The sequence below is a fragment of the Acinetobacter sp. CY81 genome (assembly GCF_059515925.1).
The window spans coordinates 17,902-42,697 of the sequence record NZ_JCAKNC010000012.1; the positions used below are offsets into that span (position 1 = coordinate 17,902).

General features: G+C 39.5%; 22 protein-coding genes and 1 riboswitch. Of the genes, 14 read left to right on the forward strand and 8 right to left on the reverse strand.

Features of this window, described 5'->3' with window-relative positions:
* Window positions 1-473 precede the first annotated feature (473 nt).
* Window positions 474-1,199: a phosphate signaling complex protein PhoU gene (gene phoU / locus AC5YDM_RS12570; protein ID WP_496152428.1), complete on the reverse strand. Its 726-nt coding sequence runs from the start codon at window positions 1,197-1,199 to the stop codon at window positions 474-476.
* 236 nt (window positions 1,200-1,435) lie between these two features.
* The gene (abuO, locus tag AC5YDM_RS12575) at window positions 1,436-2,770 is read right to left on the reverse strand and encodes a multidrug efflux outer membrane protein AbuO (RefSeq protein ID WP_496152494.1); all 1,335 of its coding nucleotides are present in this window, start codon (window positions 2,768-2,770) and stop codon (window positions 1,436-1,438) included.
* Between the two features lie 285 nt (window positions 2,771-3,055).
* Here abuO and AC5YDM_RS12580 point away from each other — a divergent pair, with 285 nt between their 5' ends.
* The 8 genes from AC5YDM_RS12580 (at window position 3,056) to AC5YDM_RS12615 (ending at window position 11,197) form a co-directional block, all read left to right on the forward strand.
* Complete coding sequence (locus AC5YDM_RS12580; RefSeq protein ID WP_496152429.1) at window positions 3,056-4,114, forward strand: hypothetical protein; 1,059 nt, start codon at window positions 3,056-3,058, stop codon at window positions 4,112-4,114.
* 162 nt (window positions 4,115-4,276) lie between these two features.
* Window positions 4,277-5,320, forward strand: a complete 1,044-nt coding sequence (locus tag AC5YDM_RS12585) for a hypothetical protein (protein ID WP_496152430.1) — start codon at window positions 4,277-4,279, stop codon at window positions 5,318-5,320.
* Between the two features lie 51 nt (window positions 5,321-5,371).
* Window positions 5,372-5,498: riboswitch (TPP riboswitch) on the forward strand.
* 88 nt (window positions 5,499-5,586) lie between these two features.
* On the forward strand, window positions 5,587-7,482 hold the full coding sequence (thiC, locus tag AC5YDM_RS12590) for a phosphomethylpyrimidine synthase ThiC (RefSeq protein WP_496152431.1): 1,896 nt from the start codon (window positions 5,587-5,589) through the stop codon (window positions 7,480-7,482).
* Between the two features lie 76 nt (window positions 7,483-7,558).
* Window positions 7,559-8,179, forward strand: coding sequence for an NUDIX domain-containing protein (locus AC5YDM_RS12595; protein ID WP_496152432.1), 621 nt, complete (start codon window positions 7,559-7,561; stop codon window positions 8,177-8,179).
* 11 nt (window positions 8,180-8,190) lie between these two features.
* On the forward strand, window positions 8,191-8,997 hold the full coding sequence (cpdA, locus tag AC5YDM_RS12600) for a 3',5'-cyclic-AMP phosphodiesterase (protein WP_496152433.1): 807 nt from the start codon (window positions 8,191-8,193) through the stop codon (window positions 8,995-8,997).
* Window positions 8,998-9,206: 209 nt separating this feature from the next.
* The gene (gene dksA, locus AC5YDM_RS12605) at window positions 9,207-9,731 is read left to right on the forward strand and encodes an RNA polymerase-binding protein DksA (protein WP_496152434.1); all 525 of its coding nucleotides are present in this window, start codon (window positions 9,207-9,209) and stop codon (window positions 9,729-9,731) included.
* Between the two features lie 61 nt (window positions 9,732-9,792).
* Entirely contained in the window at window positions 9,793-10,656 is an 864-nt protein-coding gene (gene gluQRS / locus AC5YDM_RS12610) for a tRNA glutamyl-Q(34) synthetase GluQRS (RefSeq protein WP_496152435.1), read from the forward strand.
* A gap of 313 nt (window positions 10,657-10,969) precedes the next feature.
* Entirely contained in the window at window positions 10,970-11,197 is a 228-nt protein-coding gene (locus tag AC5YDM_RS12615) for a zinc-ribbon domain-containing protein (protein ID WP_496152436.1), read from the forward strand.
* A gap of 100 nt (window positions 11,198-11,297) precedes the next feature.
* Here AC5YDM_RS12615 and ftsW read toward each other — a convergent pair whose 3' ends face one another.
* The 5 genes from ftsW to AC5YDM_RS12640 form a co-directional block, all read right to left on the reverse strand.
* Window positions 11,298-12,494 carry a putative lipid II flippase FtsW gene (gene ftsW, locus AC5YDM_RS12620; RefSeq protein ID WP_496152437.1) on the reverse strand — a complete coding sequence of 399 codons (1,197 nt, stop codon included), beginning with the start codon at window positions 12,492-12,494 and terminating at the stop codon, window positions 11,298-11,300.
* A gap of 20 nt (window positions 12,495-12,514) precedes the next feature.
* Window positions 12,515-13,861, reverse strand: coding sequence for a UDP-N-acetylmuramoyl-L-alanine--D-glutamate ligase (gene murD / locus AC5YDM_RS12625; RefSeq protein ID WP_496152438.1), 1,347 nt, complete (start codon window positions 13,859-13,861; stop codon window positions 12,515-12,517).
* A gap of 159 nt (window positions 13,862-14,020) precedes the next feature.
* Window positions 14,021-14,272, reverse strand: a complete 252-nt coding sequence (locus tag AC5YDM_RS12630) for a DUF6587 family protein (RefSeq protein ID WP_496152439.1) — start codon at window positions 14,270-14,272, stop codon at window positions 14,021-14,023.
* 32 nt (window positions 14,273-14,304) lie between these two features.
* Window positions 14,305-16,161, reverse strand: a complete 1,857-nt coding sequence (feoB, locus tag AC5YDM_RS12635; RefSeq protein WP_496152440.1) for a ferrous iron transporter B — start codon at window positions 16,159-16,161, stop codon at window positions 14,305-14,307.
* The gene (locus AC5YDM_RS12640; protein WP_496152441.1) at window positions 16,158-16,418 is read right to left on the reverse strand and encodes a FeoA family protein; all 261 of its coding nucleotides are present in this window, start codon (window positions 16,416-16,418) and stop codon (window positions 16,158-16,160) included. Before AC5YDM_RS12640 ends, feoB begins: the two co-directional genes overlap by 4 nt.
* A gap of 173 nt (window positions 16,419-16,591) precedes the next feature.
* On the opposite strand from AC5YDM_RS12640, the gene xerD reads away from it, so the two are divergent.
* The 4 genes from xerD to thrC all read left to right on the forward strand — a co-directional run bounded on the left by xerD (window position 16,592) and on the right by thrC (window position 21,141).
* Window positions 16,592-17,509 (forward strand): site-specific tyrosine recombinase XerD, encoded by a 918-nt coding sequence (gene xerD / locus AC5YDM_RS12645; RefSeq protein WP_496152442.1) that lies wholly within the window; start codon window positions 16,592-16,594, stop codon window positions 17,507-17,509.
* A gap of 192 nt (window positions 17,510-17,701) precedes the next feature.
* The gene (locus tag AC5YDM_RS12650; RefSeq protein WP_496152443.1) at window positions 17,702-18,517 is read left to right on the forward strand and encodes a DsbC family protein; all 816 of its coding nucleotides are present in this window, start codon (window positions 17,702-17,704) and stop codon (window positions 18,515-18,517) included.
* A gap of 123 nt (window positions 18,518-18,640) precedes the next feature.
* Complete coding sequence (locus tag AC5YDM_RS12655; protein ID WP_496152444.1) at window positions 18,641-19,945, forward strand: homoserine dehydrogenase; 1,305 nt, start codon at window positions 18,641-18,643, stop codon at window positions 19,943-19,945.
* Between the two features lie 56 nt (window positions 19,946-20,001).
* The gene (gene thrC / locus AC5YDM_RS12660; RefSeq protein ID WP_496152445.1) at window positions 20,002-21,141 is read left to right on the forward strand and encodes a threonine synthase; all 1,140 of its coding nucleotides are present in this window, start codon (window positions 20,002-20,004) and stop codon (window positions 21,139-21,141) included.
* 83 nt (window positions 21,142-21,224) lie between these two features.
* Here thrC and AC5YDM_RS12665 read toward each other — a convergent pair whose 3' ends face one another.
* Window positions 21,225-22,280, reverse strand: a complete 1,056-nt coding sequence (locus AC5YDM_RS12665; protein ID WP_496152446.1) for a serine hydrolase family protein — start codon at window positions 22,278-22,280, stop codon at window positions 21,225-21,227.
* A 220-nt stretch (window positions 22,281-22,500) separates the two neighbouring features.
* On the opposite strand from AC5YDM_RS12665, the gene gacA reads away from it, so the two are divergent.
* The gene (gacA, locus tag AC5YDM_RS12670) at window positions 22,501-23,136 is read left to right on the forward strand and encodes a response regulator transcription factor GacA (protein WP_496152447.1); all 636 of its coding nucleotides are present in this window, start codon (window positions 22,501-22,503) and stop codon (window positions 23,134-23,136) included.
* 68 nt (window positions 23,137-23,204) lie between these two features.
* Window positions 23,205-24,773: a sensor histidine kinase gene (locus tag AC5YDM_RS12675; RefSeq protein ID WP_496152448.1), complete on the forward strand. Its 1,569-nt coding sequence runs from the start codon at window positions 23,205-23,207 to the stop codon at window positions 24,771-24,773.
* The last annotated feature ends 23 nt before the right edge of the window (window positions 24,774-24,796 follow it).

A 24,796-nucleotide genomic window follows, 5' to 3' on the forward strand; every position in this document is an offset into this window, starting at 1 on the left:
ACAAGACTAAATTATTCGACCTAAGATTAATTTACCAAACGGTTAAAGCTGGAATAATATATTGAATATGAAGAGTACTTAAGACAAACCTTGTCAAGGTCAAATCATGACATTATTTTAAGTATTTATTAAATCTAATCAACAAGTTAAATTTACATTAAAGTTGCTTATCTTTACATAGTTACACAATAAGCAAGCTGACGATTACATTAAAACGCGTTATATTAATTTCATCACAAAAGATTGAGTTAATGTAAAATTTAACACAGTTGATAATATTACACTGATCCCTTAATAAAAGATTCAGTTTTCCTTCCTAGATTTCCCCCAAAATCTAGGAATTTTTTTGTCTAAAATTTGCGATTCATTTCCATTTTTATCATGCTATGAAATTTATAAGCCTTTACTTCAATGGATAAACTTTAGATATAAAAAAGCCTCAATAAAATTGAGGCTTTTTACATTCAATCGGATTAATGACCGCCTTGAACCTTTTCTTCAATCTCTTCAACGCTGGTATGGCGCACATCAAAACCTTTTGCCATATAAATTACTTGCTCAGAAATATTACGAGCATGATCACCAATACGCTCTAGTGAACGTAACACCCACATTACGTTTAATACACGAGAAATGTGACGTGGATCTTCGATCATATACGTCATCAGCGTACGTGTAGCCGATTGATACTCACGATCAATATCAGCATCTGCTAATAAAACTTTCAAAGCTTGCTCTGCATCCACTCGTGCAAAAGCATCCAGCGCATCATGAATCATGACACGAACCTGATTGCCAATATGACGAGTTTCCATATACCCACGTGGCGACTCACCTTCCTCACATAAGTTTTGCGCAATACGTGCAATTTTTGCTGCTTCGTCACCAATACGCTCTAAATCAGTATTGGCTTTTGACATAGCAATCACCATGCGCAAATCACTTGCTGCAGGATGACGACGTACCAAAATCAAGGTTAGGCCTTCATCAATTTCACGTTCGTATTGATTGACAGCATTATCTTGGAACTGAACATCAACGGCTAAATTCACATTGGTGTCCAACAATGCATGAACTGCATTTGCAACTTGTTGCTCTACCAAGCCACCCATGGTCATAAATTTGGTGTGCACATCCTGTAAATCTTCATTAAATTGAGAAGAAATATGATGGCTAAGAATAGGGTTACTTGGACTCAAGATGCTTTACTCCACACGATGTACTTCTGTTTATAACAATTCATTATGACAAAGTGAGTAAATACTACAACTCTGCTATTTTAAAGCCGTATTAAACACCCAAATTATGAACAATTTATGACAGGAAGCAGTACAGCTTGGATTCATATCCTCTTGCTCTTAAATGATAGGTGTAATTGTTATTATTGCTCTGGTATTTAGTTCTATTCACATAGAAATAAATATTCTCTATCTCGTTATTTATGGATCAGCCAAGCATTCATTTGACGAATTTCCTCTTCATTCAGCTGCCCGACAGATGCCTTCAATTTCAAAACATTCATGACATAATCATATTGAGCATTGACGAACTCTTGCTTGGTTGAAAATGCATTTCGTTGCGCTAAAAGTACATCTACCATATTTTTCAAGCCTTCATCATATTGAGCTTTTGATGCTTTGGAAACCAATGCAGATGACTCCATTGCAGCCTTACGTGCTTGTAAGGTTGCCTGATCAGTTTCAACCTGCAAATATGATTTTTTGACATCAGTATTAGCTTTACGAACTGCTGCATCTAACTGTGCATCTGATTTTTGAACTATTTTTTTAGATTTCTCAATATTAGTTTTGGTTCGACCACCAGTGAATACATTCCAATTCATTTCCACACCGACTTGGTCAAACTGCCCATCACTTGAAATCATGGTTTTAGGGCTTTGCGCGTTATACCCATAAGTCGCCACAGCATCAATTTGCGGATAAATTGCAGCTTGCTCAACACGGCGTTGATCATTGGCATATTGCAGTTGTAAACGAGCTTGCTGAATATCCAGATTTTGATTTTGCGCTAAATCCACCCATTCATTTAAAACATTTGGAATCGGTTTTTGATATTGAAAATCGTCACGTAATACCGCGAGTTTTTCTTGATATGGTCCAATCAATTGTGCCAATTGCTCTTGAGCCAATATTAATTGAACTCCTGTCGCAATACGATTAGCACGTGCATTTTGATATTGAGCATTGGCTTCACTGACATCGCTTTTGGCAACCAGTCCTTCACGCAGCTTAGCATTCATCGTATTAAGTTGTTCTAACAGGGCCTTCTCTTCTTGAGCATTGGTCGCAGTTAAGCTCTGTTGCCGAAGTACATTAAAATAAGCATCTGAAACATTGAGTAGATGCTGCTGACGTTGAAGTTTTAAATTAACTTCACTGAGTTGAACAGAAGTCTTGACTTGTTTATAGCCCTGCCAAGCATCTACACGGAAAATCGGTTGGCGCGCAGTAATCGCTGCCTGCTTCGTCGTTGAGGTGCTACTCATGAGATTTGAGCCAGCAAATGCACCACTATTATTCGATTCATTTAGATCTTGATGTTTACGCGTAACATTCCCCGAAACAGTCACTGTCGGGAGTAAATACCCTCTAGCGACACCCACATCCAGTTGATCAGCTTGATATTGATAAAGATTAGCTTGCCAATTTGGATCGGCATTTTTAGCACGTTCGTAAGCCTCGACCAAATCCAAAGCAGAACTGAGCGGACTAAGTAAAAATAAGCTTGTGAGGACTAAGGTTCTTTTCATCATTTTTTTACATAGCCTTAAGCACTTGAATAAAATAATCTTTGCGTTTCATTTAGCATTGATATTAATGCCAACATAATCTTTTTGCGTATCATTTTTATTAATTTATTTCGTTCTAATGACGTTCCAACAAACAGTGACATAAATACCACCAGATTGATGCAAAATATGTTTCTTAATTAACCATTTATTGCGAATTAGATACAATTTATTTCATTGAATCACGCTACCATCAGCAACAATTAAGCATCACTCAACGCTTTTCAATTCATCTTCGATGGTCAAATGAATTTAAATTTTACACGTCTTTACTCTCATCCGATGATTCTCATGGTGTCACTTTGTGCCATGTTAAGCGCATGTAATAAACCCATTCTACCTGAAGATGTAAAAGCAGATATCAAACAACAACAAAAGGCCAGCTTAGTTGTCCCCGATGTAGATGCAATCTGTCACAATTTAAAAAAAGAAATGGGGGCAATGTCGGCGCAACGTACGACTTTTGCATTGGAAGAAATCAACCGTGATATTCGCTTATGCTTACCGATTATTTCTGTTGAAGAACAAAAGCATTTAATGAAAATGGCCGATCAAATGTACGCCAATTTTTTAACTGTTGATCGAACACCCGAGCAACAACGTGCATTTGATCAATATGCTTTTGACCAATCCCCATTTCCAACCATTCATCAAAGTCACATCGAACAGCTTCATACTCGTGATCAATATTTGCTTCGACACAAAGGGCAAGCATATATTGAACTAAGTGACCTTGGCGCTGGAAAAACAGCATATACACGTAATTCTCAATACTTAGCCAAAGTGTTCGCACCTTACTTTCCTGAAGCTGAAAAAGCCTTCATGATTGAATTAGGTCAGCAGAATCAAACTGCCACTTTTAATAAAAATACCTTAATGATTTCACCGCAAGAAACATTAAAAAGAGCATTATTTTGGGAATCTTACCTAAAAAAATATCCTCAAAGCCCATTAAAAAAAGATGCTGAGTATTTGCTCAATGCCTATAGTTATTTTTTCTTTATTGGTTTAGCTGATTCGCCTGTATCGATCAATTTTGAAGGTGCTATCGATATTCAACCGTCGACCTTAAGTGAAATTGAGCAACTGGCTACACATAAAAATAGTCCATTGGCAAAACAGGCCCGTCGCTTTCTCAAATTTATTGATTTAAGCAGCGATCAGCGTCATAAATTAGTGTCTTCAAATACGGAAAATACAACGCCACAGGTTCAGCTCATCCAATATCTAAAGTTAAAGCCGATTGATTTAAACCAAGTTCAATCAAGGAACTGTTTTACTGATGCCATTTGTCGTTCTAATTAATTTAATCATTTCTTGATTAGAATCCATTACTGTTTGACCTTGATGCGTGCTTTGATTGTATTTTGAGTACTGATCAAAACTCAAAATATCGTTTAATATTGACTTAATTATCAATATTCAATCATAACTATGCTTAATAATAAAAAATCCATACTGTTCTTTATGATCGTTTTTTTAGGCTTAACTGCCTGTCAAAAAGAGAGTTCCGTCCCTAACTCAGCAAAGACTTCTGAATCCTCGGATCAGAACTTAGAAAATCATGTAAAAGCTAATCTAACGGCTGAAAATCAAAAATTAACAGCGGAATCATGTGACACCGTCGATGCCAATATTAAGCTGTTAAAACAACAATTTTCACCACAACATTTACTCAGTTTAAATAAACAATTTCAACGATGTTTAGCTTCTGTAGACTTAGAGCAACGTTACCAGTGGCTCAGTGAAACTGATAAAATTTATACCGTTCAAATATCTAAACTTCCTGAAAATGTCAGCAATTATATCCGTCAAGTTTCCAACGATGGCAATACATTAACTGAAACTCAGCTCAAGCAAATGCGGTCTAATATGACAGATCAAGAAAATTTCATCATTGATCATCAAAAAGATTTATATCTCGCACCCTACAACCTTGGCGAGGGTGATTATGCAATTACACAAAGCCCACAATATGCTTATGAGATTTTTGCACCTCATCTCCCTCAAGCAGATCAAGTCTTTCTCAAAGCAATCTCAGATCAAAAAAATGCAATTAAAGGCTCAATTGATAAAGATGCGGGCTTATCAGTCTCTTTTGATCAATTAAGTAGTTGGATTATTTTTTGGGAGGATTATTTAAAGAAATATCCTGAAAGCCATTTCGTTAACGATGCTCAAAGTACAATCTCATTTTATGAAAAATATTTATTTTTAGGCTTAGAAAATACACCTGTATTTGAAATTAATGATTATAGCGTTGAGATGATCCCTGAAGCCCGTAAAGCCATAGTCAAACTTTCTAAGGCTGACTCGCCATCTGCACAAAAAGCACAGCAGTTATTAGATTATTTTGATCATTATGCATTTACTGAATCACAGTTAGATGAAGCTAAAGCAACTCAAGCTGAGTACAATTTATTTATGAGTGAAACACAGCAAGGCATTCAACGTTTTAAAGAAAACCATACCAAAGATTTAATCAAATTGCTCAATCTGAAAGCAGATTAAATCCATCACACAATTTAAATTATATCTTTTGGAGATATGCTAATATCTCCACATCGCTTGACGGAGCGCGAGTAAACACTCGCTGAGATCACCCAAATATGCTTTGCATCATTTGAGGGTGAGTACCGTTGAACCTGATCAGGTTAATACCTGCGTAGGAATCAAGCCATCTAAAAACTATGCCTCCATTTATCTTTTTTGGGATAAATCCGCCACCGTTTTTGGTCGTGCTTGATTCGTTGATGTCATTCATAAGGATCATTGCAATGAACCAATTAACGAATCTCACCTCTTCTGATCTTTCTGCTCAACATGAGCAAGATGCTAAAGACCTGACTCGAATTTTACCTGCCTCTCGCAAAGTATATATCCAAGGCTCACAACCCGATATTCAAGTCCCTGTCCGTGAAATTTCTTTAACCGATACGCCAACAGGCTTGGGTGGTGAAAAAAATATACCCATCATGGTGTATGACACATCTGGTGTGTATACCGACCCCAATGTCGTGATTGATCTCAATAAGGGCTTACCCAACGTTCGTGAAAATTGGATCGAACAACGTAACGATACCGAAATTTTAGACACACTTAGTTCTAAATTCGGGCAAGAACGATTAAGAGATATTCGCACTGCCGATATACGCTTCAAACACATTCAAAAGCCACGTCGCGCTAAACGTGATCAAAATGTCACACAAATGCATTATGCCAAACAAGGTATCATCACGCCTGAGATGGAATACATCGCTATTCGGGAGAATCAAAGACAATTAGAAGGTGTTGATATCCGTCAACATGCGGGTGAAAACTTCGGTGCTAAGAATTTAAGACAAATCACGCCTGAATTTGTGCGTAAAGAAGTAGCCGAAGGGCGTGCCATTATTCCAGCCAATATTAACCACCCTGAAATTGAACCGATGATTATTGGTCGTAATTTTTTAGTGAAAATTAATGCCAACATCGGTAACTCCGCCTTGGGTTCAAGTATTGATGAAGAGGTTTCGAAAATGACGTGGGCAACCCGCTGGGGTGCTGACACCATTATGGATCTCTCTACAGGCAAAAACATCCATGAAACACGTGAATGGATTATTCGTAACTCCCCTGTCCCGATTGGTACTGTTCCGATTTATCAAGCGCTTGAAAAAGTTGATGGAGTTGCTGAAGAGCTCACTTGGGAAATTTTCAGAGACACACTGATTGAACAGGCCGAACAAGGTGTCGATTACTTCACGATTCATGCAGGTGTGCTTTTAAGATACGTACCTCTAACCGCAAATCGTCTCACAGGAATCGTATCTCGTGGTGGTTCGATCATGGCACAGTGGTGCCTAGCTCATCATCAAGAAAACTTGCTCTATACCCATTTCGATGACATCTGCGAGATTATGAAAGCTTATGATGTCTCATTTAGCTTAGGAGATGGTCTACGCCCAGGCTGCATTCAAGATGCCAATGATGAAGCACAATTTTCAGAACTTAGAACTTTAGGTGAACTCACGCATCGTGCATGGAAACATGATGTGCAAGTGATGATTGAAGGACCTGGTCATGTTCCTATGCACATGATTAAGGAGAACATGGACTTGCAACTGGAAGTATGTAAAGAAGCGCCATTCTATACCCTTGGACCGCTAACAACCGATATTGCCCCAGGTTATGACCATATTACGTCCGCGATTGGCGCAGCCATGATCGGTTGGTATGGCACTGCGATGCTGTGTTATGTCACACCAAAGGAACACTTGGGACTACCCAATAAAAAAGATGTTAAAGATGGCATTATCACCTACAAAATCGCAGCACATGCAGCTGATTTAGCCAAAGGGCATCCGGGTGCTCAAGTACGTGATAATGCATTATCAAAAGCACGTTTTGAGTTCCGTTGGGAAGACCAGTTCAACCTCAGTTTAGACCCTGATACTGCCCGATCTATGCATGATGAAACCATGCCAAAGGAAGCACATAAGTCAGCACACTTTTGTTCAATGTGTGGACCTAAGTTCTGCTCAATGAAAATTACACAAAATGTGAGATCTTATGCGCTTAATCAAAAAGATGCGATGAATTCCGAGCAAAACAGTCAGGAAATAGAAATAGGTTTGGAAACCATGAAACTGGAATATCAAAAACAAGGAAAAAAGTTGTATCAACAGCAATAAATTCATAAATTTTTATTTGTCTTTCTAAAATCTTCGGTTAGGATGAAAAGAATACTTTCATCCTAACTTTTGACGAATGAAAATCCTTCAACAAGCCACTTATAACAATAAAGATTTTGAAATTCATTCTCGTGAATACCTCTATAAAGGATTTATTCAAATTGAGAAAGTCAGCATTCGCCATCAGCTTTTTAATCAAACAGAATATACCGCACTCATTCACCGTGAACTGATTCATCGTAAAGAGGCTGCCGGTGTTCTCATCTATAATGATCAGCAACAACGGTTCGCTTTAATTGAACAATTCCGAATCGGTGCGATTGATGATGAAGTTTCTCCTTGGCAACTTGAAATCATTGCGGGAGTGTTAGATGGCGATGAATCACCTGAAAGTTGCATTCGTCGAGAAAGTTTAGAAGAGTCTGGTTGTCAGATTGATGAACTAGAGCATGTATTTAGCTTCTATCCTTCCGCAGGTGCATGTGATGAAATTTTCCATTTATATGTCGCGCAAGCTGAACTACCGGAACAAGGTGGCATCTTCGGCATGCCAGATGAAGGTGAAAATATTCAGCTTCATATTCTAAATTATGCTGATTTGGATGAATTACTCAAATCACGACAGCTGAGAAATGCTCCTGTGATTATGGCACTGCAATGGTTGAAACAGCACATTGCATTGAACTCAAATTTATAGAGTGACATGCGATGACAGTATTAAAAAAACAACAAGCCACTGAAAAAATCATCATTCAAATTACCGATACGCATTTGATGGATCAAGCCAGTTCGACTTTTGTCAAAATGAATCCTGAGCAAAGCTTCCATGCTGTGATTGAAGACATTTTAAAAAATTACCAAGATATTGATGCGATTATTCACACAGGTGATTTGGCTCAGGTTGCAAAACCTGAGACCTATGCACGTTATCAAAAGTATATGCAAAGCTTGAACATCCCGTTTTATCAAATTCCGGGGAATCATGATAATGCAGTCTATTTTCCATTTTTGACGCCAGAGCCTATGCCTGGGGTACTCTCTTTTGGTAATTGGCGTGTGATTCTGCTCAATAGTGCAGTTCCGGGTAAAGTTGATGGTTGGATTCAACCTGAGCAACTGCAACATTTACGCGAACTCTTAGATGAAACTAAACAGAATGACGTGATTGTGGCTTGTCACCATCACCCACTTGATATGCAATCACACTGGATTGATCAACATAAACTTAAAAACAGTGATGAACTGAAAAATGTTTTGGCAGAGTATTCACAAATTCGCGCTGTCATTTGTGGGCATGTGCATCAAGATTCGTTGAATATTTGGAATCAGATCCAGTTTCTCTCGACGCCATCCACTTCAGTTCAATTTAAACCCAAAAGTTATGATTTTGCTTTAGATAGTGTTGCACCTGGTTACAGATGTTTACTTTTAAAAGACAATAGTACCTTTGAAACGCAAGTTCATCGACTAAGTCACTTTAAACAACATATTAATCAAGATATTTCAGGATATTAGCTTTTCTTTTGGTTAAATTTCGATTAGTTTATTCGACCAAATGGATTTGTATAAAGATAAAACCCGATATACATCACTTTCATCTTTAGTAAAAAATCTATATGATGACGCCCCCGATGGCTCCAATCTATCGGGAGCGATAAAAATATTTGGATATCACCATATTTTTTACGTACACATATATACGTATATGATGAGGAATGCCCTTTATGGCGAATGAAAACCAAAATCAAGTCTTGGACGATACAAACACTGTAGTTGAAGAGAAAGCTAAACGTGTGCGTAAAACCAAGCCAAAGACTTCTGAAGGTGGTACGACAGCAAGTCTATTTGGCATCGAGCCTTATCAGCCGAAAAAAAATGAAGAATACATGTCCGAAGGACAGCTTGAACATTTCCGCAAAATTTTATTGGCGTGGAAAGAAGAGCTTATGTCTGAAGTAGACCGTACTCTGAACACTATGCAAGATGAAAATACTGCACTTCCAGACGTTAATGATCGCGCAACTCAAGAAGAAGAGTTTGCAATTGAATTACGTACTCGTGATCGTGAGCGTAAATTGATTCGTAAAATCGAGCAATCAATTGAAGCGATTAAAAATGATGATTACGGTTTCTGTGAAACTTGTGGTATCGAAATTGGTCTGCGTCGTTTAGAAGCACGTCCAACTGCAACATTATGTATTGACTGCAAAACTTTGGCTGAAATCAAAGAGAAGCAAAACAACGGTTAATATGTTTGCGACTAATCCCCTCCTAACTTCTCCGTTACACAAGGAGGAGTCACATCAGGTGGTGGCTTATCGGGGTCGGTTTGCGCCATCGCCAACCGGCCCTTTGCATTTTGGTTCACTGATTACAGCGGTTGCTAGTTATTGTGAAGCCAAATCCCAACTGGGTGAATGGATTGTTCGTATTGAAGATACCGACCTTCCACGTATCTATCCTGGCAGCGAAGATCACATTCTCAAGTGCCTAGATGCTTTCGCACTCCAGTCAGATCACGAAATCATTTTTCAAAAAGATCGCCTCGATCTCTACCAGTCCATTCTAGAACAACTTCATCAACAAGGTTGGGTGTATGCATGCCAATGCACACGCAAGATGCTCGGTTCAAATCATATCTATCAAGGCACTTGTCAGCACTTAAACCTCCCCTTTGAGCAGCAAGCAATTCGACTCAAAGTCAGTGATGAGTTGATCTGTTTTACTGATCTTTTACAAGGTCAGCATTGTTCAAACTTAAAAGAGGACTTAGGTGATTTTGTCCTAAAGCGTCGTGATGGCATTATTAATTATCAACTGGCAGTTGTGGTCGATGATCATTTACAAGGAATTAATCATGTCGTTCGTGGATCAGATCTTTTAGACAACACTGAGCGTCAAATATGGTTAGGGCGTGTATTAAACTATCCTGAGATGACTTACATGCATCTACCATTGGCGATGAATGATCGTGGTGATAAGCTTTCTAAACAAAATCACGCCCAAGCTTTAGACCTTAAACAAGCCCCTGAATTATTATTAGCAGCACTCAAAGCTTTAGGGCAGTATTCTGTTGATATAGATACACCAGAGCGCATGTTGGCTCAAGCTGTCCATCAATGGGATCGTACCCGTATTCCCAAAGGAACAACCATTCAAGGTATGTTTGAATAACATTGAATACATTCTTGATCCATTTTCAATTCCCCTCTAAGAATAAAACCTTCCCATTCAGTAACTCATTCCATCATTCTCAAGTATTTTCCTCATTTTGGGGATAAATGATTAATACAGATGCTTTAACACCGCTATGTCAAACTAAGTACAATCCTCTTCTCAATTTTTAATACTCATGCACTCAAGAATCATATATGGAGCGATGTTCATGATTATCTAAATCAAGATCGTTTATTCATCCGAATTTTCTAGAAATGACGGCTTAAATCAATATTCAAGTTAGAATGCTTTTATTCATCAGGAGTTTGATATGTTTTTTATATTTGGTATCGGTCCTAAAACCATAAAAACGGACAAAGGGCAGTTTTTATGCCCAGTCTGCAAAACGTATAGTGCGTATGAACTAAAACAACAACGTAATTATTTTTCTCTGTTTTTTATTCCGTTGATTCCCCTCTCGAAACCTAAAACAGGTCAATTGGTCTGTCTCAATTGTGGAACACATATGCCACCTATGGTTTTAACCAATCATCCTTAAATTCTTTTTACATTTCAAATATCCAATAAAAAGCAGAATCTAAATCAATAGAGATTCTGCTTTTTATATGTCTAATGAAACGATTAAGATTCAGTTCAGGTTAGAAACTTGATTCTTCCTTAGAGGTATTCTTCTCTTGAGTTGTTGCATCAATTTTCAGCATAAGGCTGACCATCACAGCACACATAATCAAAGATGAACCACCATAACTAATAAATGGCAAAGTTAAACCTTTGGTTGGTAACATACCCAAATTCATGCCTGCATTTACAATGATTTGCAGTAAGAAAATAATACTAATGCCATAAGCCAAATATCCTGCACGAAGGTACTGATGTCTAAGCGCACGATGACCAATCTTGATACATGCAGCAACCATCAAGAATGACAAAATCATCACTGTGGTAATACCAAAGAAGCCAAACTCTTCAGCCAAAATAGCGAGCATAAAGTCAGTATGTGCTTCAGGCAGATAAGACATTTTTTGAATACTATGCCCTAGTCCAACACCGAACCACTCACCTCGACCAAATGCCATCAACGCATTAGTCAACTGATAACCCGTACCGAGTGGATCTGCCCATGGGTTAGTAAATGAAATCAACCGTTCAAAACGATAAGGCTCAAATACAATCAAGAAACCAAATGCACCGAGAATCGCACCTAGAGCAATACCAAATTGAATCAGTGGAGCACCCGCTAAGAAGAAAACACCCAGCATGGTCAGTGCAATTACTACAGTTGCCCCTAAGTCAGGCTCCGCGATGATCAAACCGACGGTTAACAGCATAATCACACCTAAGCGAATTAAACCTTTAACGTTGTTTCGAACTTCTTCCGCACGGCGTACTACATAATCCGCAGTAAAAATTGCCATCATCAATTTGGCGGCTTCCGTCGGCTGGAAGGTAAAACCAGCAACACGAATCCAACGGGTCGAACCATTGACCTCAGAACCAATGACTAATACTGTAATAAGTAAAACAATCGTCACTAACCACAATGGAAATGTATTTTTAAACCATGTATTGAGTGAGATACGATATGCCAACAACGCTGCTACAAATGCAACGACAATAGAAATCGCATGACGAATGAGATAGTGAAATGGATTTTCATGCAGTCGCTCTGCATACGGCATAGATGCCGAACCCACCATCACCGTTCCAATACATAGCAATGCAATCACACAGAAAATCAGTACATTTCTAGGCGTAATTTCACTGGGCACCCGAGGCAACCAGTGATTATATTTTTGAGAAATTTTATTGATCGTTGTCTGAGCCAACCCAGCCATAATCTATTCCTTGTTATTTTTTAATGTAGCTCATTCACTAAAGCAACAAATTGATGACCACGCTGTGGATAGCCACTAAACATATCAAAACTTGCACAGGCTGGCGACAGTAACACAACATCATTCGGCTGAGTATTTTGTTGACACAGTGCAACGGCTTCCGCTAACGACTCAGCATGCAATAAGGTGGTCGTGCCTTCAATCGCTTTTTCAATCACAGGACGATCTTCACCGATCAACACGGCAACTTTTGCAAACTTACTGAGTGATTCACGCAGTGCAGTAAAATCTTGACCTTTGCCTTGACCACCCAAAATAATCGCGACTTTGCCTTTTTGAGCTTCAATCGCAGCACCTAAACCATCTAATGCTGCTAACGTTGCACCGATATTAGTACCTTTAGAATCATTATAATAGCGTACACCATTCACATCTTTTACAAACTCACAGCGATGCTCCAAACCTTTAAAGGTTTTAAGCGTTTCAAGCATTGAGTCCAAAGGTAGATCAATCGCTTCACCCAAAGCCAAACATGCCAAAGCATTCGCTACATTATGTGTACCTTGCATATACATGTCTGAACTCTTGAGCAAACGTTCACGACCTCGTGCTAACCACATCGTGCCATCTGTTTCACGTAACACACCATATTGATTCATGTCAGGCGCATTTAAACCAAAACTTTGCATAGGCGTTGAATCAGGAACCAGTGGACGCGTCAGCGAGTCATCACGGTTATGCACGACTTTTTTTACGCCTTGGAAAATACGATGCTTCGCGGTGTGATAGCCCATCATATCGCCATGTCGATCTAAATGGTCTTCACTTAGATTTAATACAACAGCAACTTCAGCATCCAAGTTTGATGTTGTCTCTAACTGAAAGCTCGATAATTCTAAGATATAGAGTTCAGGATCATCTTTGGTCAGATCCAAGGCAGGACGTCCTAAATTCCCCCCTACCGCCACTTTTTTACCAGCATTTTCAGCCATTAAACCGATCAATGTCGTTACGGTACTTTTTGCATTTGAACCTGTAATTGCAACAATAGGTTTATCCGTTGCACGGCGTAAAATCTGAATTTCACTCACGACGGGAATGCCTTTGGCAATCGCCGCTTGAATTTGGGGAAGCTTCGGATCTAGACCAGGACTGATAATAATTTCTTCAGCACTGAGCAATAAATCTTGATCAAATTGACCAAAACTGGTTTGGACTTCTGCTGGAATTTGATCATGCCCCGGAGGAACAGCACGGGAATCGGTTACAGCGACACGGTAGCCCTTCTCATGTAAAAAATTGACCGCTGAAACACCAGAAATTCCAAGTCCAGCAACAACTTTAAGCCCACCGCGTTGTATTAACATTTTGCCCCACCAGCATTGATATTTTTAAACCTGCAAAATGTTAGCACTTTGCCGTTTTTATTGCTTTTTTTGTTTTCATTTTATGACAATTATTTTGTGTCCTTGCGTAAAAAAGCCGTCGAGTTCGACGGCTTTTTCAATCTAAACTTCAAACTGTGACTACTTCCACTTCACTGCCTGAACTTCAGTTTTATTCGAACTTTTCTGTTCAGTAGCAGGACAACTACAATTGCCACCACAACCTGCAGCCATAGATGGTTGTAGCCATTTGGCTAATCGAGTAAAGCCTTTCTTCTCGCATACCGTAGATAAAGAAGAGAAAACTGAATTTGACGTCTTCGGGAAAACCTTTTTAAAGACTACAACAGTACTCCAAAGTACTAAGGCAGCAATAATTACAATTTCAATCATCTCTTTCTCCTCAATCACTTACACAGAATCATTTATACAAAGATGCGTGAAGCAATTTGATACGTTAAGAATGCCATTAAGTAAGCTAGACCAAACAAATAAGCCGTCATAATGCCTACAGTTTTCCATGAGCCTGTCTCACGGCGAACCGTTGCCAATGTTGGTAAACAGTGTGGTGCATAGATGAACCATACCAATACAGCCAAACCTGTTGCCATTGACCAGCCAAGCTCACCACCACCACTAATAATGGCAGCTAAACCTTCAGACATTGCATCTTCATCTACTGTAGATAAGGCGTAGATGGTACCCAATGCAGCAACTGCAACTTCACGAGCAGCCATCGCTGGAATCAATGCAATACAGATCTGCCAGTTAAAGCCCAGTGGTGCAAAGATCGGCTCTAATACATGACCCAACATCCCCGCTAAGGTGTAATCAATCGCTGGAAGCGTTGCACCTTCTGGTGGTTGTGGGAAAGTACATAAGAACCAAAGTAGAATAGATAAGGCAAAAATAATCCCACCGACACGCTTCAAGAAAATTTTGGCACGGTCAAGCAGACCTATCCAAATATTTTTTATGTCTGGGAAACGGTAACTTGGTAATTCCATTAACAGCATGTGTTGTGATTTGTCTTTATGGAAAAACTTAATCACAAACGATACGCCGAGAGCACTCACAATCCCAGCCATATACAACGCAAACAGCACTAAACCTTGTAAGTTAAAAATACCACCAACGGTCTGATCAGGAATGAATGCGGCAATTAACAATGCATATACAGGCAAACGCGCTGAACAGGTCATCAATGGTGCAACAAAAATCGTGGTTAAACGATCGCGCGGATCACTAATCGTACGTGATGCCATAATACCCGGAATCGCACATGCAAAACTTGAAAGCAATGGGATAAATGCACGACCTGATAAACCTGATTTATACATCAGCTTATCAAGCAAAAATGCTGCACGAGGTAAATAACCTGATTCTTCCAGAATTAAAATGAATAAGAACAGGATTAAAATTTGAGGTAAGAAGACCAACACCCCACCAGCGCCTGCAATGATCCCGTCCACCACCAAGCTATTAAGCAAGGGGTGAGAAATACTACCTCCAACCACCTCACCAAGCCAGCCAAAGAAGCCTTCAATACCATCCATAAATGGTGCAGCCCAAGCAAATACTGCTTGGAAAATCACAAACATCATCACTGCGAGACTAATCAGACCCAAAACAGGATGTAAGAAAATTTTATCGAGAAAAGCCGAACGTTTGTCATCTTGCTCAACGAATTGAACAGCATCTTGAACAATTGCTTCAACTTTTTCATGATCAGTACCTTTCAAACCCGTCAATTCAGTTTGAGGAACCGTATATTTGCCTTGATCCAAAGCATTCATCAGGTTTTCGATGCCTGCATTACGCACAGCAACCGTTTCAACCACTGGAATACCGAGACGCTCAGACAACTTTTGCGTATTGATCTGCATCCCACGACGACGTGCTTCATCCATCATGTTTAATACAAGCAACATCGGACGACCTAAGCTGATCATCTCAAGAACAAGACCTAGATGTAGCTTTAAGTTAGTTGCATCGACGACGCACATGAATGCATCTTGTTGTCCTTCTTCTGCAATTTTACCTTGCACAACATCACGGGTAATTTCTTCATCAGGGCTGGTTGCATCTAAGCTATATGTCCCTGGTAAATCCAATACGCGGACTGCCTTGCCAGAAGGCAAAGTAAAATGTCCAACTTTACGTTCAACCGTTACACCCGCATAGTTCGCAACTTTTTGGCGTGTACCAGTAAGGTGGTTAAATAAAGATGTCTTACCACAGTTTGGGTTACCTACAAGGGCAATACGTAATGCATCACTCATGTAGATTCTCCATCAAATTGAATTTCAATTTTTTCGGCTTCATTTTTGCGCAGTGCAAATCGCGTAAATCCAATTTGGATTAAAATTGGGTCACCACCAAAGATACCTTTGGTAATCACCTGCACTTTTGTACCTGGGATAAAACCTAGAGTTTCTAATCGACTTGCGACCAAATCGCTTGAGATTTCGCCATCCAAAGTTCGATTCACTTTGCTAATGATGGCTGATTGTTTAACCTTTAAATCAGATAAACGCACTGCATCCAACCCTTTAATATTTTGAACAGTATACAAACAAATGAGAATAATTACCAAATAAGCTAGATAATGATTCGCATCTGTTATAACACATCGACATCAGATTATTATTACAATAGAGTGAATTAAACCAATCATATTTATCGGTTTAACAGATTAATTTTGAGAGCATTATGCTAAATAAAAAACCGCGTATTCCTGTTGCTGTACAGATCCCCGAACAGCTTTTCTTTTTGCAAGGATTTAAGGATTATTTAATCGCACAAACGGTTAGCCCACATACGCGAAATGCTTATTTATCTGATTTAATTCAATGCAGTCAGGCAACTTCCACATCTATGCAAGATTGGAATCATGATGATATTTCCGATGTACTTATTTATTTAACCAAGCTCGGTAAAAGCCCACGATCTATTGCACGTACACTGTCTGCGCTCAGATCATTTTATAAATTTTTAAGAGAACAAAAACTGCGAACAGATAATCCTGTCGCATCACATAAAACACCGAAACTTGGTCGTGCCTTGCCGAAAGACTTGTCAGAACAGGATGTTGAAGCGTTGATCCACGCACCTGATATTAATACAGCTTTAGGGCTCAGAGATCGTGCAATGCTCGAAGTACTCTATGCCTGTGGTTTACGAGTCAGTGAACTGATTAATCTTCGGGTAGATATGATTAATCTGAATCAGGGATATTTACGAATTTTAGGAAAAGGGAATAAGGAACGCCTCGTACCTTTAGGACAAATCGCGGCTGAGTGGATTGAAAAATATATTCAACAATCTCGCCCACAACTCTATAAGTCTGCGACTGATTATCTATTTTTGACTCAACTTGGTGGCATTATGAGCCGTCAAAATTTTTGGTATGCCATTAAACGTTATGCACTACAAGCCAACATTCAAATGGAGCTATCCCCGCATACATTAAGACATGCTTTTGCAACCCATTTGCTCAATCACGGTGCAGATTTGCGTGTCGTTCAAATGTTACTTGGTCACAGTGATCTATCGACAACGCAAATTTATACGCATGTGGCTCAAATTCGTATGCAACAACTTCATGCGACACACCACCCTCGTGCTTAGTTCGCTACATAGCGATTTGAGAGATAGTCATTTGAGAAGATCAAAGCTTATTAACTTTTACTGATAACTTGAATTAAAACTAAGAATCAAACCTAAGCTCAAGCGCATCGGTCATCTAAGTTTTTTGAAACACCCTTTTTTTTTGGTATGCTTGTGCCTCATACAATAATGTAAAACTTTAAAGGGTTGTTTATGCATTTTACCCGTTCAAAATTAGTATTGATGTGCGCACTCGCAACAAGCTTTATGCTCACAGCCTGCTCTCAATCCGATCAACCTAAAAAGGATGATGGCACGCTTACAGCAACCGCACCTGCAACAGGACAAGCATCTAACCTTACAGAACGTAATGCACAACAGCGACTCATTGAAAATCTGCAAAAGAATTTTAAAACTGCCAATATCAATGTCAAAGTACTTGAAATTAAAGCAACTGAAGTGCCGAATATTTACTGGGTAAATCTGGATGGTATGTCACCGATTTACACCACAGCAGATGGAAAATACTTAATTCAAGGTGAGCTCATTCGTTTAGGTGATAAAACACTTCATAACGTGGGTGAAGCATTCCAATCTGAAATCAGTAAAAAAGCTTTGGCTTCTTTAAAAGTTGAAGACCTGATTGTGTATCCAGCTAAAGGTAAAACCAAACACGTTGTGTATGTATTTACCGATATTAGCTGTCCGTATTGCCATAAATTGCATGAACATATGGCTGAAATCAACGCTGCCGGCATCGAAGTACGTTATATTGCATGGCCACGAGGCGATCAGTTCATTCCGGGCATGGAAAGTGTTTGGTGTAGTGCAGATCGTAAAGTTGCCTTTGATCAAGCTATTGCAGGTGCGCAACTTCCACCTGCAAATTGTAAAAATCCTGTTGTAGATCAATACAAATTGGGACAAAGTATCGGTGTCAATGGTACCCCAGCAATCTACAATGAAGCGGGTGTTTATCTGGGTGGATACCTCACACCAGCAGATTTATCCAAGCGCTTAAATAACTAATATTTATAAATTAAATTACTGTTTTTTATACCTAAAGATAAATATATATATGTGCTAGAGTCTGGCTGAGTTTTTAGCTATGATCTAGCATGAACAAAATTTTAAACTAATTTGGAGTGTGACGTGAAACCAGTTCGTCTGGCTATACTCGGTCTAGGAACCGTAGGTGGTGGAGCCCTTAAACTATTACAAGAAAACGCTGCTGAAATTAGACGTCGCACCGATCGTGAAATTCAAATTACCCATGTGGGTACTCGTCGTCCCCGTCCTGATCTGAACCTTGCCGATTCAGTAAAACAAAGTGCTGATTTAATGGAGATTGTACGTCAGCCTGATGTTGATGTGGTGGTTGAAGTCATGGGGGGAATTCACCCTGCTTATGAACTCATCATGGAAGCGATGAAGCATGGTAAGCATGTGGTTACAGCGAACAAAGCCTTACTTGCTGAACACGGTACTGCCCTGTTCAAAGCGGCTGACGAATATAAAGTACAGATTGCTTATGAAGCAGCAGTCGCTGGTGGCATCCCCATTATTAAAGTGATTCGTGAAGGCCTATCTGCTAACCGTATTGATTGGTTGGCTGGAATCATCAATGGGACAGGCAACTTTATTCTTTCAGAAATGCGCGAAAAAGGTCGTACTTTTGAAGATGTACTAAAAGAAGCTCAAGAACTGGGTTATGCAGAAGCAGATCCAACTTTCGACGTAGAAGGTATTGATGCTGCTCATAAGCTGACCCTTCTTGCCTCGATTGCTTTTGGTATTCCACTTCAGTTTGACAAAGTCTTTACAGAAGGCATCAGTAAAATCACTGCGCAAGATGTCAAATATGCTGAAGAATTGGGTTTCCGCATTAAGCATCTCGGTATTGCACGTCGTGCTGCCCATGGGGTTGAGCTTCGTGTACACCCAACCTTGATTCCAACTGAAGAGTTACTGGCAAATGTAAATGGCGTGAAGAACGCTGTTTTAGTTCAGTCTAATGCTGTTGGTCCAACGCTTTACTACGGTGCAGGTGCAGGCGCAGGTCCTACAGCATCAGCTGTGGTTGCAGATGTTGTCGATATCGTTCGTGACATTATTTACACAGAAGATGGTGCAGGTACGATTCCACAGTTGGCATTTGAAAATCTAAGCGACTTACCTATTTTAAGCCGTGAAGAAATGACCACTGGGCATTACATTCGTATCAATGCTGAAGATCAAACAGGTGTACTGGCAGATGTGACGACGATTCTGAGTCGTGCAGGTATCAGTATCGATGCAATTATGCAGCAGCCACGTCTAAAAGATTTAATTCCAATCGTGATTTTGACAGATCCAATCGTTGAATCAAAAATGGATGAAGCTTTAGCACAAATTCAAGCTTTGCCAGCTATTCATGGCGAAATTGTGCGAATTCGTTTAGAATCGCTTGATAATTAATCGGGTTGAGGGGATAACTCCCCTAACCAAGCTCTACATACAATTGGAACATCATCATGTCGAATCCAACTCGTTATACTGGTTTAGTTGACCGTTATCGCGACCGTTTACCGGTGTCTGCAACAACTCGTGCAATTTCTTTAGGCGAAGGTAATACGCCACTGATTAAGCTTGAGAATATTCCAGGCATTATTGGTAAAGATGTTGAAATTTATGTGAAGTACGAAGGTTTAAACCCGACTGGTTCATTTAAAGACCGTGGTATGACCATGGCTGTGACAAAAGCAGTTGAAGAAGGTTCTAAAGCGATTATCTGTGCATCTACAGGTAACACTTCAGCAGCTGCGGCAGCTTATGCTGCACGTGCAGGTATCAAAGCATTCGTTTTAATCCCAGAAGGCAAAATTGCTATGGGTAAAATGGCGCAAGCGATGATGTATGGCGCGATCACAATGCAAATTCGTGGTAACTTCGATGACGGTATGCGTCTGGTTAAAGAAGTGGCTGATCAAGCACCTGTAACGATTGTGAACTCAATCAATCCATACCGTTTACAAGGTCAAAAAACCATTGCTTACGAAATCGTAGAAGCTTTAGGTCGTGCTCCTGATTACCACTGCTTACCAGTAGGTAATGCGGGTAACATCACTGCACACTGGATGGGTTATACAGAAGCTGTTGCAAACCAGCCTAAAGAAGAATTTGAACAAGTCGTTTATGATGCTGCTACTGATCAGTTCACGGGTCCAAAACCTGCGGGCTTACCAATCATGGCTGGTTACCAAGCGTCAGGTGCTGCTCCATTCTTACGTGGTGGTCCTGTAGAGAACCCTGAAACTGTTGCAACTGCAATTCGTATCGGTAATCCACAAAGTTTCAACCATGCTAAAGCTGTGGTTCGTGATTCAAACGGTTGGTTTGATGAATTGACTGATGCTGAGATTTTAGATGCTCAACGTCTACTATCTATGTATGAAGGTGTGTTTGTAGAACCTGCTTCTGCTGCTTCTGTTGGTGGTGCAATCCGTGACATTAAAGCGGGCAAAATCAAAGAAGGTTCAGTGATTGTATGTACAGTAACGGGTAACGGCTTAAAAGATCCTGATACAGCGATCAAACAATGCCAAGATGCTGTAATGCTGTCAATTGATGCAACAATGAGCCAAGTGAAAGACTCTATTCTTTCAAACATGTAATGCTATGTTCTGAATGAAAATAAAAAGCCCTGCAATAGCAGGGCTTTTTATTTATCTCATCAATATGAAATAAATAAAATTCTTTAGATGCGTTTTGGTAATTGGCTCGCCCAATTCATCAAACGTGTTGCATCATTGGTACGTGCTTGGCTATTACTCGCGCCCAATAACACCACAACTGCTGGACGTGAATTATTCAACGTTGTATGCATCACCACACAACGACCAGCCTCATTAATAAATCCAGTTTTGGAAATATTGATATTCCAGCCACCATTACGTACCAATGCATTGGTATTATTCGATTTCAGAACGCGGTAGCCCAAATTAAAATCATAGCTAGGTGTGGTCGAGAACTGACGAATCAAACCGTATTGAGATGCGGTACTGACCAAAATACCCAAATCACGTGCAGAGGCAACATTACGTGGATCTAAGCCACTTGATTCAGTAAATCGGCTTGAACTCATCCCTAAGGCACGTGCTTTAGCATTCATTGCATTTACAAAGGCTGTACGACCACCTGGGTAGGTACGCGCCAATGCAGCTGCAGCGGGGTTTTCAGATTTCATCAAAGCAAACAATAAAGCTTCTGCACGATTTAACGTATCGCCTGCACGCAAGGTCGAACTTGAGTTTTTACCCCCTGCGCCTGCGAAATCAATCGACTGAAGGGTAATATTTTCAGACATATTGAGTTTTGCATCTGCAATCACAACTGCTGTCATTAATTTTGTCACTGAAGCAATTGGTAATGCTGTATTGGTGTTTTTGCTATACAACACTTCACCAGTCTGAGCATCCATCACTAATGCAGCGCGTGCATTAACAGAAGGCTGACTGCTATAACTATTGGTATCTAAAATACGAACCGATTGCGAACTTGGATTCTGATTCACCACACCATTGGATTGGCGAATCGTGGTCGTGACGGTCGTCGTTGCCTGTGGTGTTTCAACTGCATTCTCAATAGTTGAAGCACTGTCGTTATTTAAGAGTTGGCTCACATCTTCCGATGACCAACTAATCGCTGCCTGACCCGTTGAGTTATTCACAAGTTCTGCAGAGCTCAATGAACTCAAACTGAGTAGTACTGATGCACTCAGTACATGCATTAACGTTTTTCCAGATTTTTTCACGATAACTTACTCATTTCATAGAGGTTCTCTGCTGAATTGCGAATCACCTCAAATATGACTTACATTTACACGCAAACGTGATTAATATTAAACCACGTGATTATGCACATTATTTTAGTAAAGATTAGGAATAGGATTGCTATTTTTGTTATGACAATGCAAGTATTTTTTGCATCGTGTAACAAAATAATTGCGATGAGAATAAATAAAGGAGGTCTTAGTGATCACGGTTTTAGTGGTAGATGACCATGAATTGGTTCGAACAGGCATTTGCCGAATGCTAGAAGATCAAGATGGTATTCAAGTGATTGGTCAAGCAGAATCAGGTGAAGAAGCAATTAATATCGTGAGACAACAACATCCGAATGTTGTGCTCTTAGACGTCAATATGCCTGGCATTGGTGGTGTTGAAACCACTCGCCGCCTTTTACAGACAGCACCAGAGACCAAGGTGTTAGCAGTCAGCGGTTTAGCTGAAGAGCCCTATCCTTCTTTACTACTCAAAGCAGGTGCACGAGGTTATATCACTAAAGGTGCCCCGATTACTGAGATGGTTCGTGCCATTAATAAAGTGATGCAAGGCGGAAAATACTTTAGTGCTGATATTGCAGAACAATTAGCCAGCTCATACTTATCAGACACGCAGACCTCACCCTTTGACTCTTTGTCAGAACGTGAAATGCAAGTGGCGATGATGGTGGTGAACTGTATCAGTGCTCAAGAAATTTCAGATAAACTCTTCGTCAGTGTGAAAACAGTAAACACTTACCGTTATCGGATTTTTGAAAAACTGAATATCGACAGTGATGTAAAGCTAACCCATCTCGCGATTCGCTACGGGCTGATTAAGCCTTAGTTATGATTTTAAAAAACTGAGTTATTGCTTACCACTTAATTCCTTTTTATACATTCAGGTCGACTTGTATGACGCCTACGGGATCAATTCCGCTTTATCAAACGATTTATCGCATAGGCACGTTATATACCAACTATCGACTGATTATTGCTTTAAGTTTAACGCTGATTTTTCTCATCACCATTGAAAATTCATCTGAGCATTTTGAATATCCAACGCTATATTTCTATGCTCTGATTATTTACAGTGCTTTAAGTTTAGGGCAATTACTCTTACTCAAATATTTCCCACATACGCTAAGTAAACAAATTTTATCGCTCTATATCGTAGATTTGGTTTTTCTGAGTGCACTCACTTTTGCCTTAGGTGGACCGAATATTTCGATTGGTTTGCTCTTTGTCATTTGTGTCTTTACGTCAAATTTTTTACTGAGTAAACACCAAGCCCTGTTTATGACCCTTGTAGCGGTTATTTGCGTGGTGTATCAACAATTTTTTGGAAGTTTATTTACCCAAACCAGCTTAAACAATATTGGGAACAGCGCTTTTTTAGCCTTCTTATTCTTTGTTGTGTACGGGCTAGGTCAATTTGCGATTCAACGCTTTCACGTTTTGGAATCACTGAATACTTTCCAATCCAATGAACTGTTTAAGCTTCAAAATATTAATCGCTATATTTTGGAGCAAATCGAAGTTGGCTATTTGGTTTTGGATGAACATTTTAAAATTGTGGTCAGTAACCCTGCAGCATGTACTTTACTTGGGATTTCTCCTCTTTACGCACATGAGCAATTCCATCTTGCGACCTTCCAACCTGATCTTTATGACATTCTTCGACAGAAAACCATTCATGATGGTGAACGATTTCAGTTTGAGTCAACGCAATCCACTTATACAGTCGATGTTCGTGTTCAAAACCTAATTGTACCTAATCAAGCTCTCACCTTGCTCACACTTGAAGATACACAAAGACTGAATCAGAAAGTACAACAATTAAAATTGGCTGCCTTAGGTCAACTCTCTGCGAGTATCGCGCATGAAATTCGCAATCCTTTGGCTGCCATCGTTCAAGCCAATGAATTGAATTCAGACAGCGATGATGATCAGAAGTTATTATTGAACACTATGATTGCTAAACAAGCGCATCGTATTGATCGAATCATCAAAGATACTTTAGATATGGCTAAAAATCGAAAAACTGAGAGTTCGATTATAGCCCTGTTGCCATTTATGAATGACTTACTCATTCAAGATTTGTCAGACATAAAGCACCGAATCAAGTTAGAGATAGATCCTAAACTTCATACGCAATTTGATGAACCTCAATTACGCCAAGTGATGATTAATTTGATCCGTAATGCAATTCGCCACAATGCAGTAGATATTGAGCAGATTTCAATTCATGGCTATGTACAAAATGCTATCATTCATATTGATGTGATTGATTATGGTCAAGGCATTGATCAAGAAAATTTAAAACAATTGTTCCAACCATTTTTTAGTACCGAAATCAATGGAACTGGTTTAGGATTGTACTTATCACAAAGTATTTGTGAAGCAAATCAAGCCAAGCTTTCTTATGTAGAGCGACAACAACAAGGTGCTTGCTTCAGAATTGAGTGCCAATTTATAAAATAGTGATTTTTTGGGTTTTGTGGGGA

Bases quoted from the DNA above. Each gene is read 5' to 3' on its own strand.
- abuO (WP_496152494.1), bottom strand. From the start codon at position 2,770: ATGAAAAGAACCTTAGTCCTCACAAGCTTATTTTTACTTAGTCCGCTC.
- AC5YDM_RS12580 (WP_496152429.1), top strand. From the start codon at position 3,056: ATGAATTTAAATTTTACACGTCTTTACTCTCATCCGATGATTCTCATG.
- AC5YDM_RS12585 (WP_496152430.1), top strand. From the start codon at position 4,277: ATGATCGTTTTTTTAGGCTTAACTGCCTGTCAAAAAGAGAGTTCCGTC.
- thiC (WP_496152431.1), top strand. From the start codon at position 5,587: ATGAACCAATTAACGAATCTCACCTCTTCTGATCTTTCTGCTCAACAT.
- AC5YDM_RS12595 (WP_496152432.1), top strand. From the start codon at position 7,559: ATGAAAATCCTTCAACAAGCCACTTATAACAATAAAGATTTTGAAATT.
- cpdA (WP_496152433.1), top strand. From the start codon at position 8,191: ATGACAGTATTAAAAAAACAACAAGCCACTGAAAAAATCATCATTCAA.
- dksA (WP_496152434.1), top strand. From the start codon at position 9,207: ATGGCGAATGAAAACCAAAATCAAGTCTTGGACGATACAAACACTGTA.
- AC5YDM_RS12615 (WP_496152436.1), top strand. From the start codon at position 10,970: ATGTTTTTTATATTTGGTATCGGTCCTAAAACCATAAAAACGGACAAA.
- ftsW (WP_496152437.1), bottom strand. From the start codon at position 12,494: ATGGCTGGGTTGGCTCAGACAACGATCAATAAAATTTCTCAAAAATAT.
- murD (WP_496152438.1), bottom strand. From the start codon at position 13,861: ATGTTAATACAACGCGGTGGGCTTAAAGTTGTTGCTGGACTTGGAATT.
- AC5YDM_RS12630 (WP_496152439.1), bottom strand. From the start codon at position 14,272: ATGATTGAAATTGTAATTATTGCTGCCTTAGTACTTTGGAGTACTGTT.
- feoB (WP_496152440.1), bottom strand. From the start codon at position 16,161: ATGAGTGATGCATTACGTATTGCCCTTGTAGGTAACCCAAACTGTGGT.
- xerD (WP_496152442.1), top strand. From the start codon at position 16,592: ATGCTAAATAAAAAACCGCGTATTCCTGTTGCTGTACAGATCCCCGAA.
- AC5YDM_RS12650 (WP_496152443.1), top strand. From the start codon at position 17,702: ATGCATTTTACCCGTTCAAAATTAGTATTGATGTGCGCACTCGCAACA.
- thrC (WP_496152445.1), top strand. From the start codon at position 20,002: ATGTCGAATCCAACTCGTTATACTGGTTTAGTTGACCGTTATCGCGAC.
- AC5YDM_RS12675 (WP_496152448.1), top strand. From the start codon at position 23,205: ATGACGCCTACGGGATCAATTCCGCTTTATCAAACGATTTATCGCATA.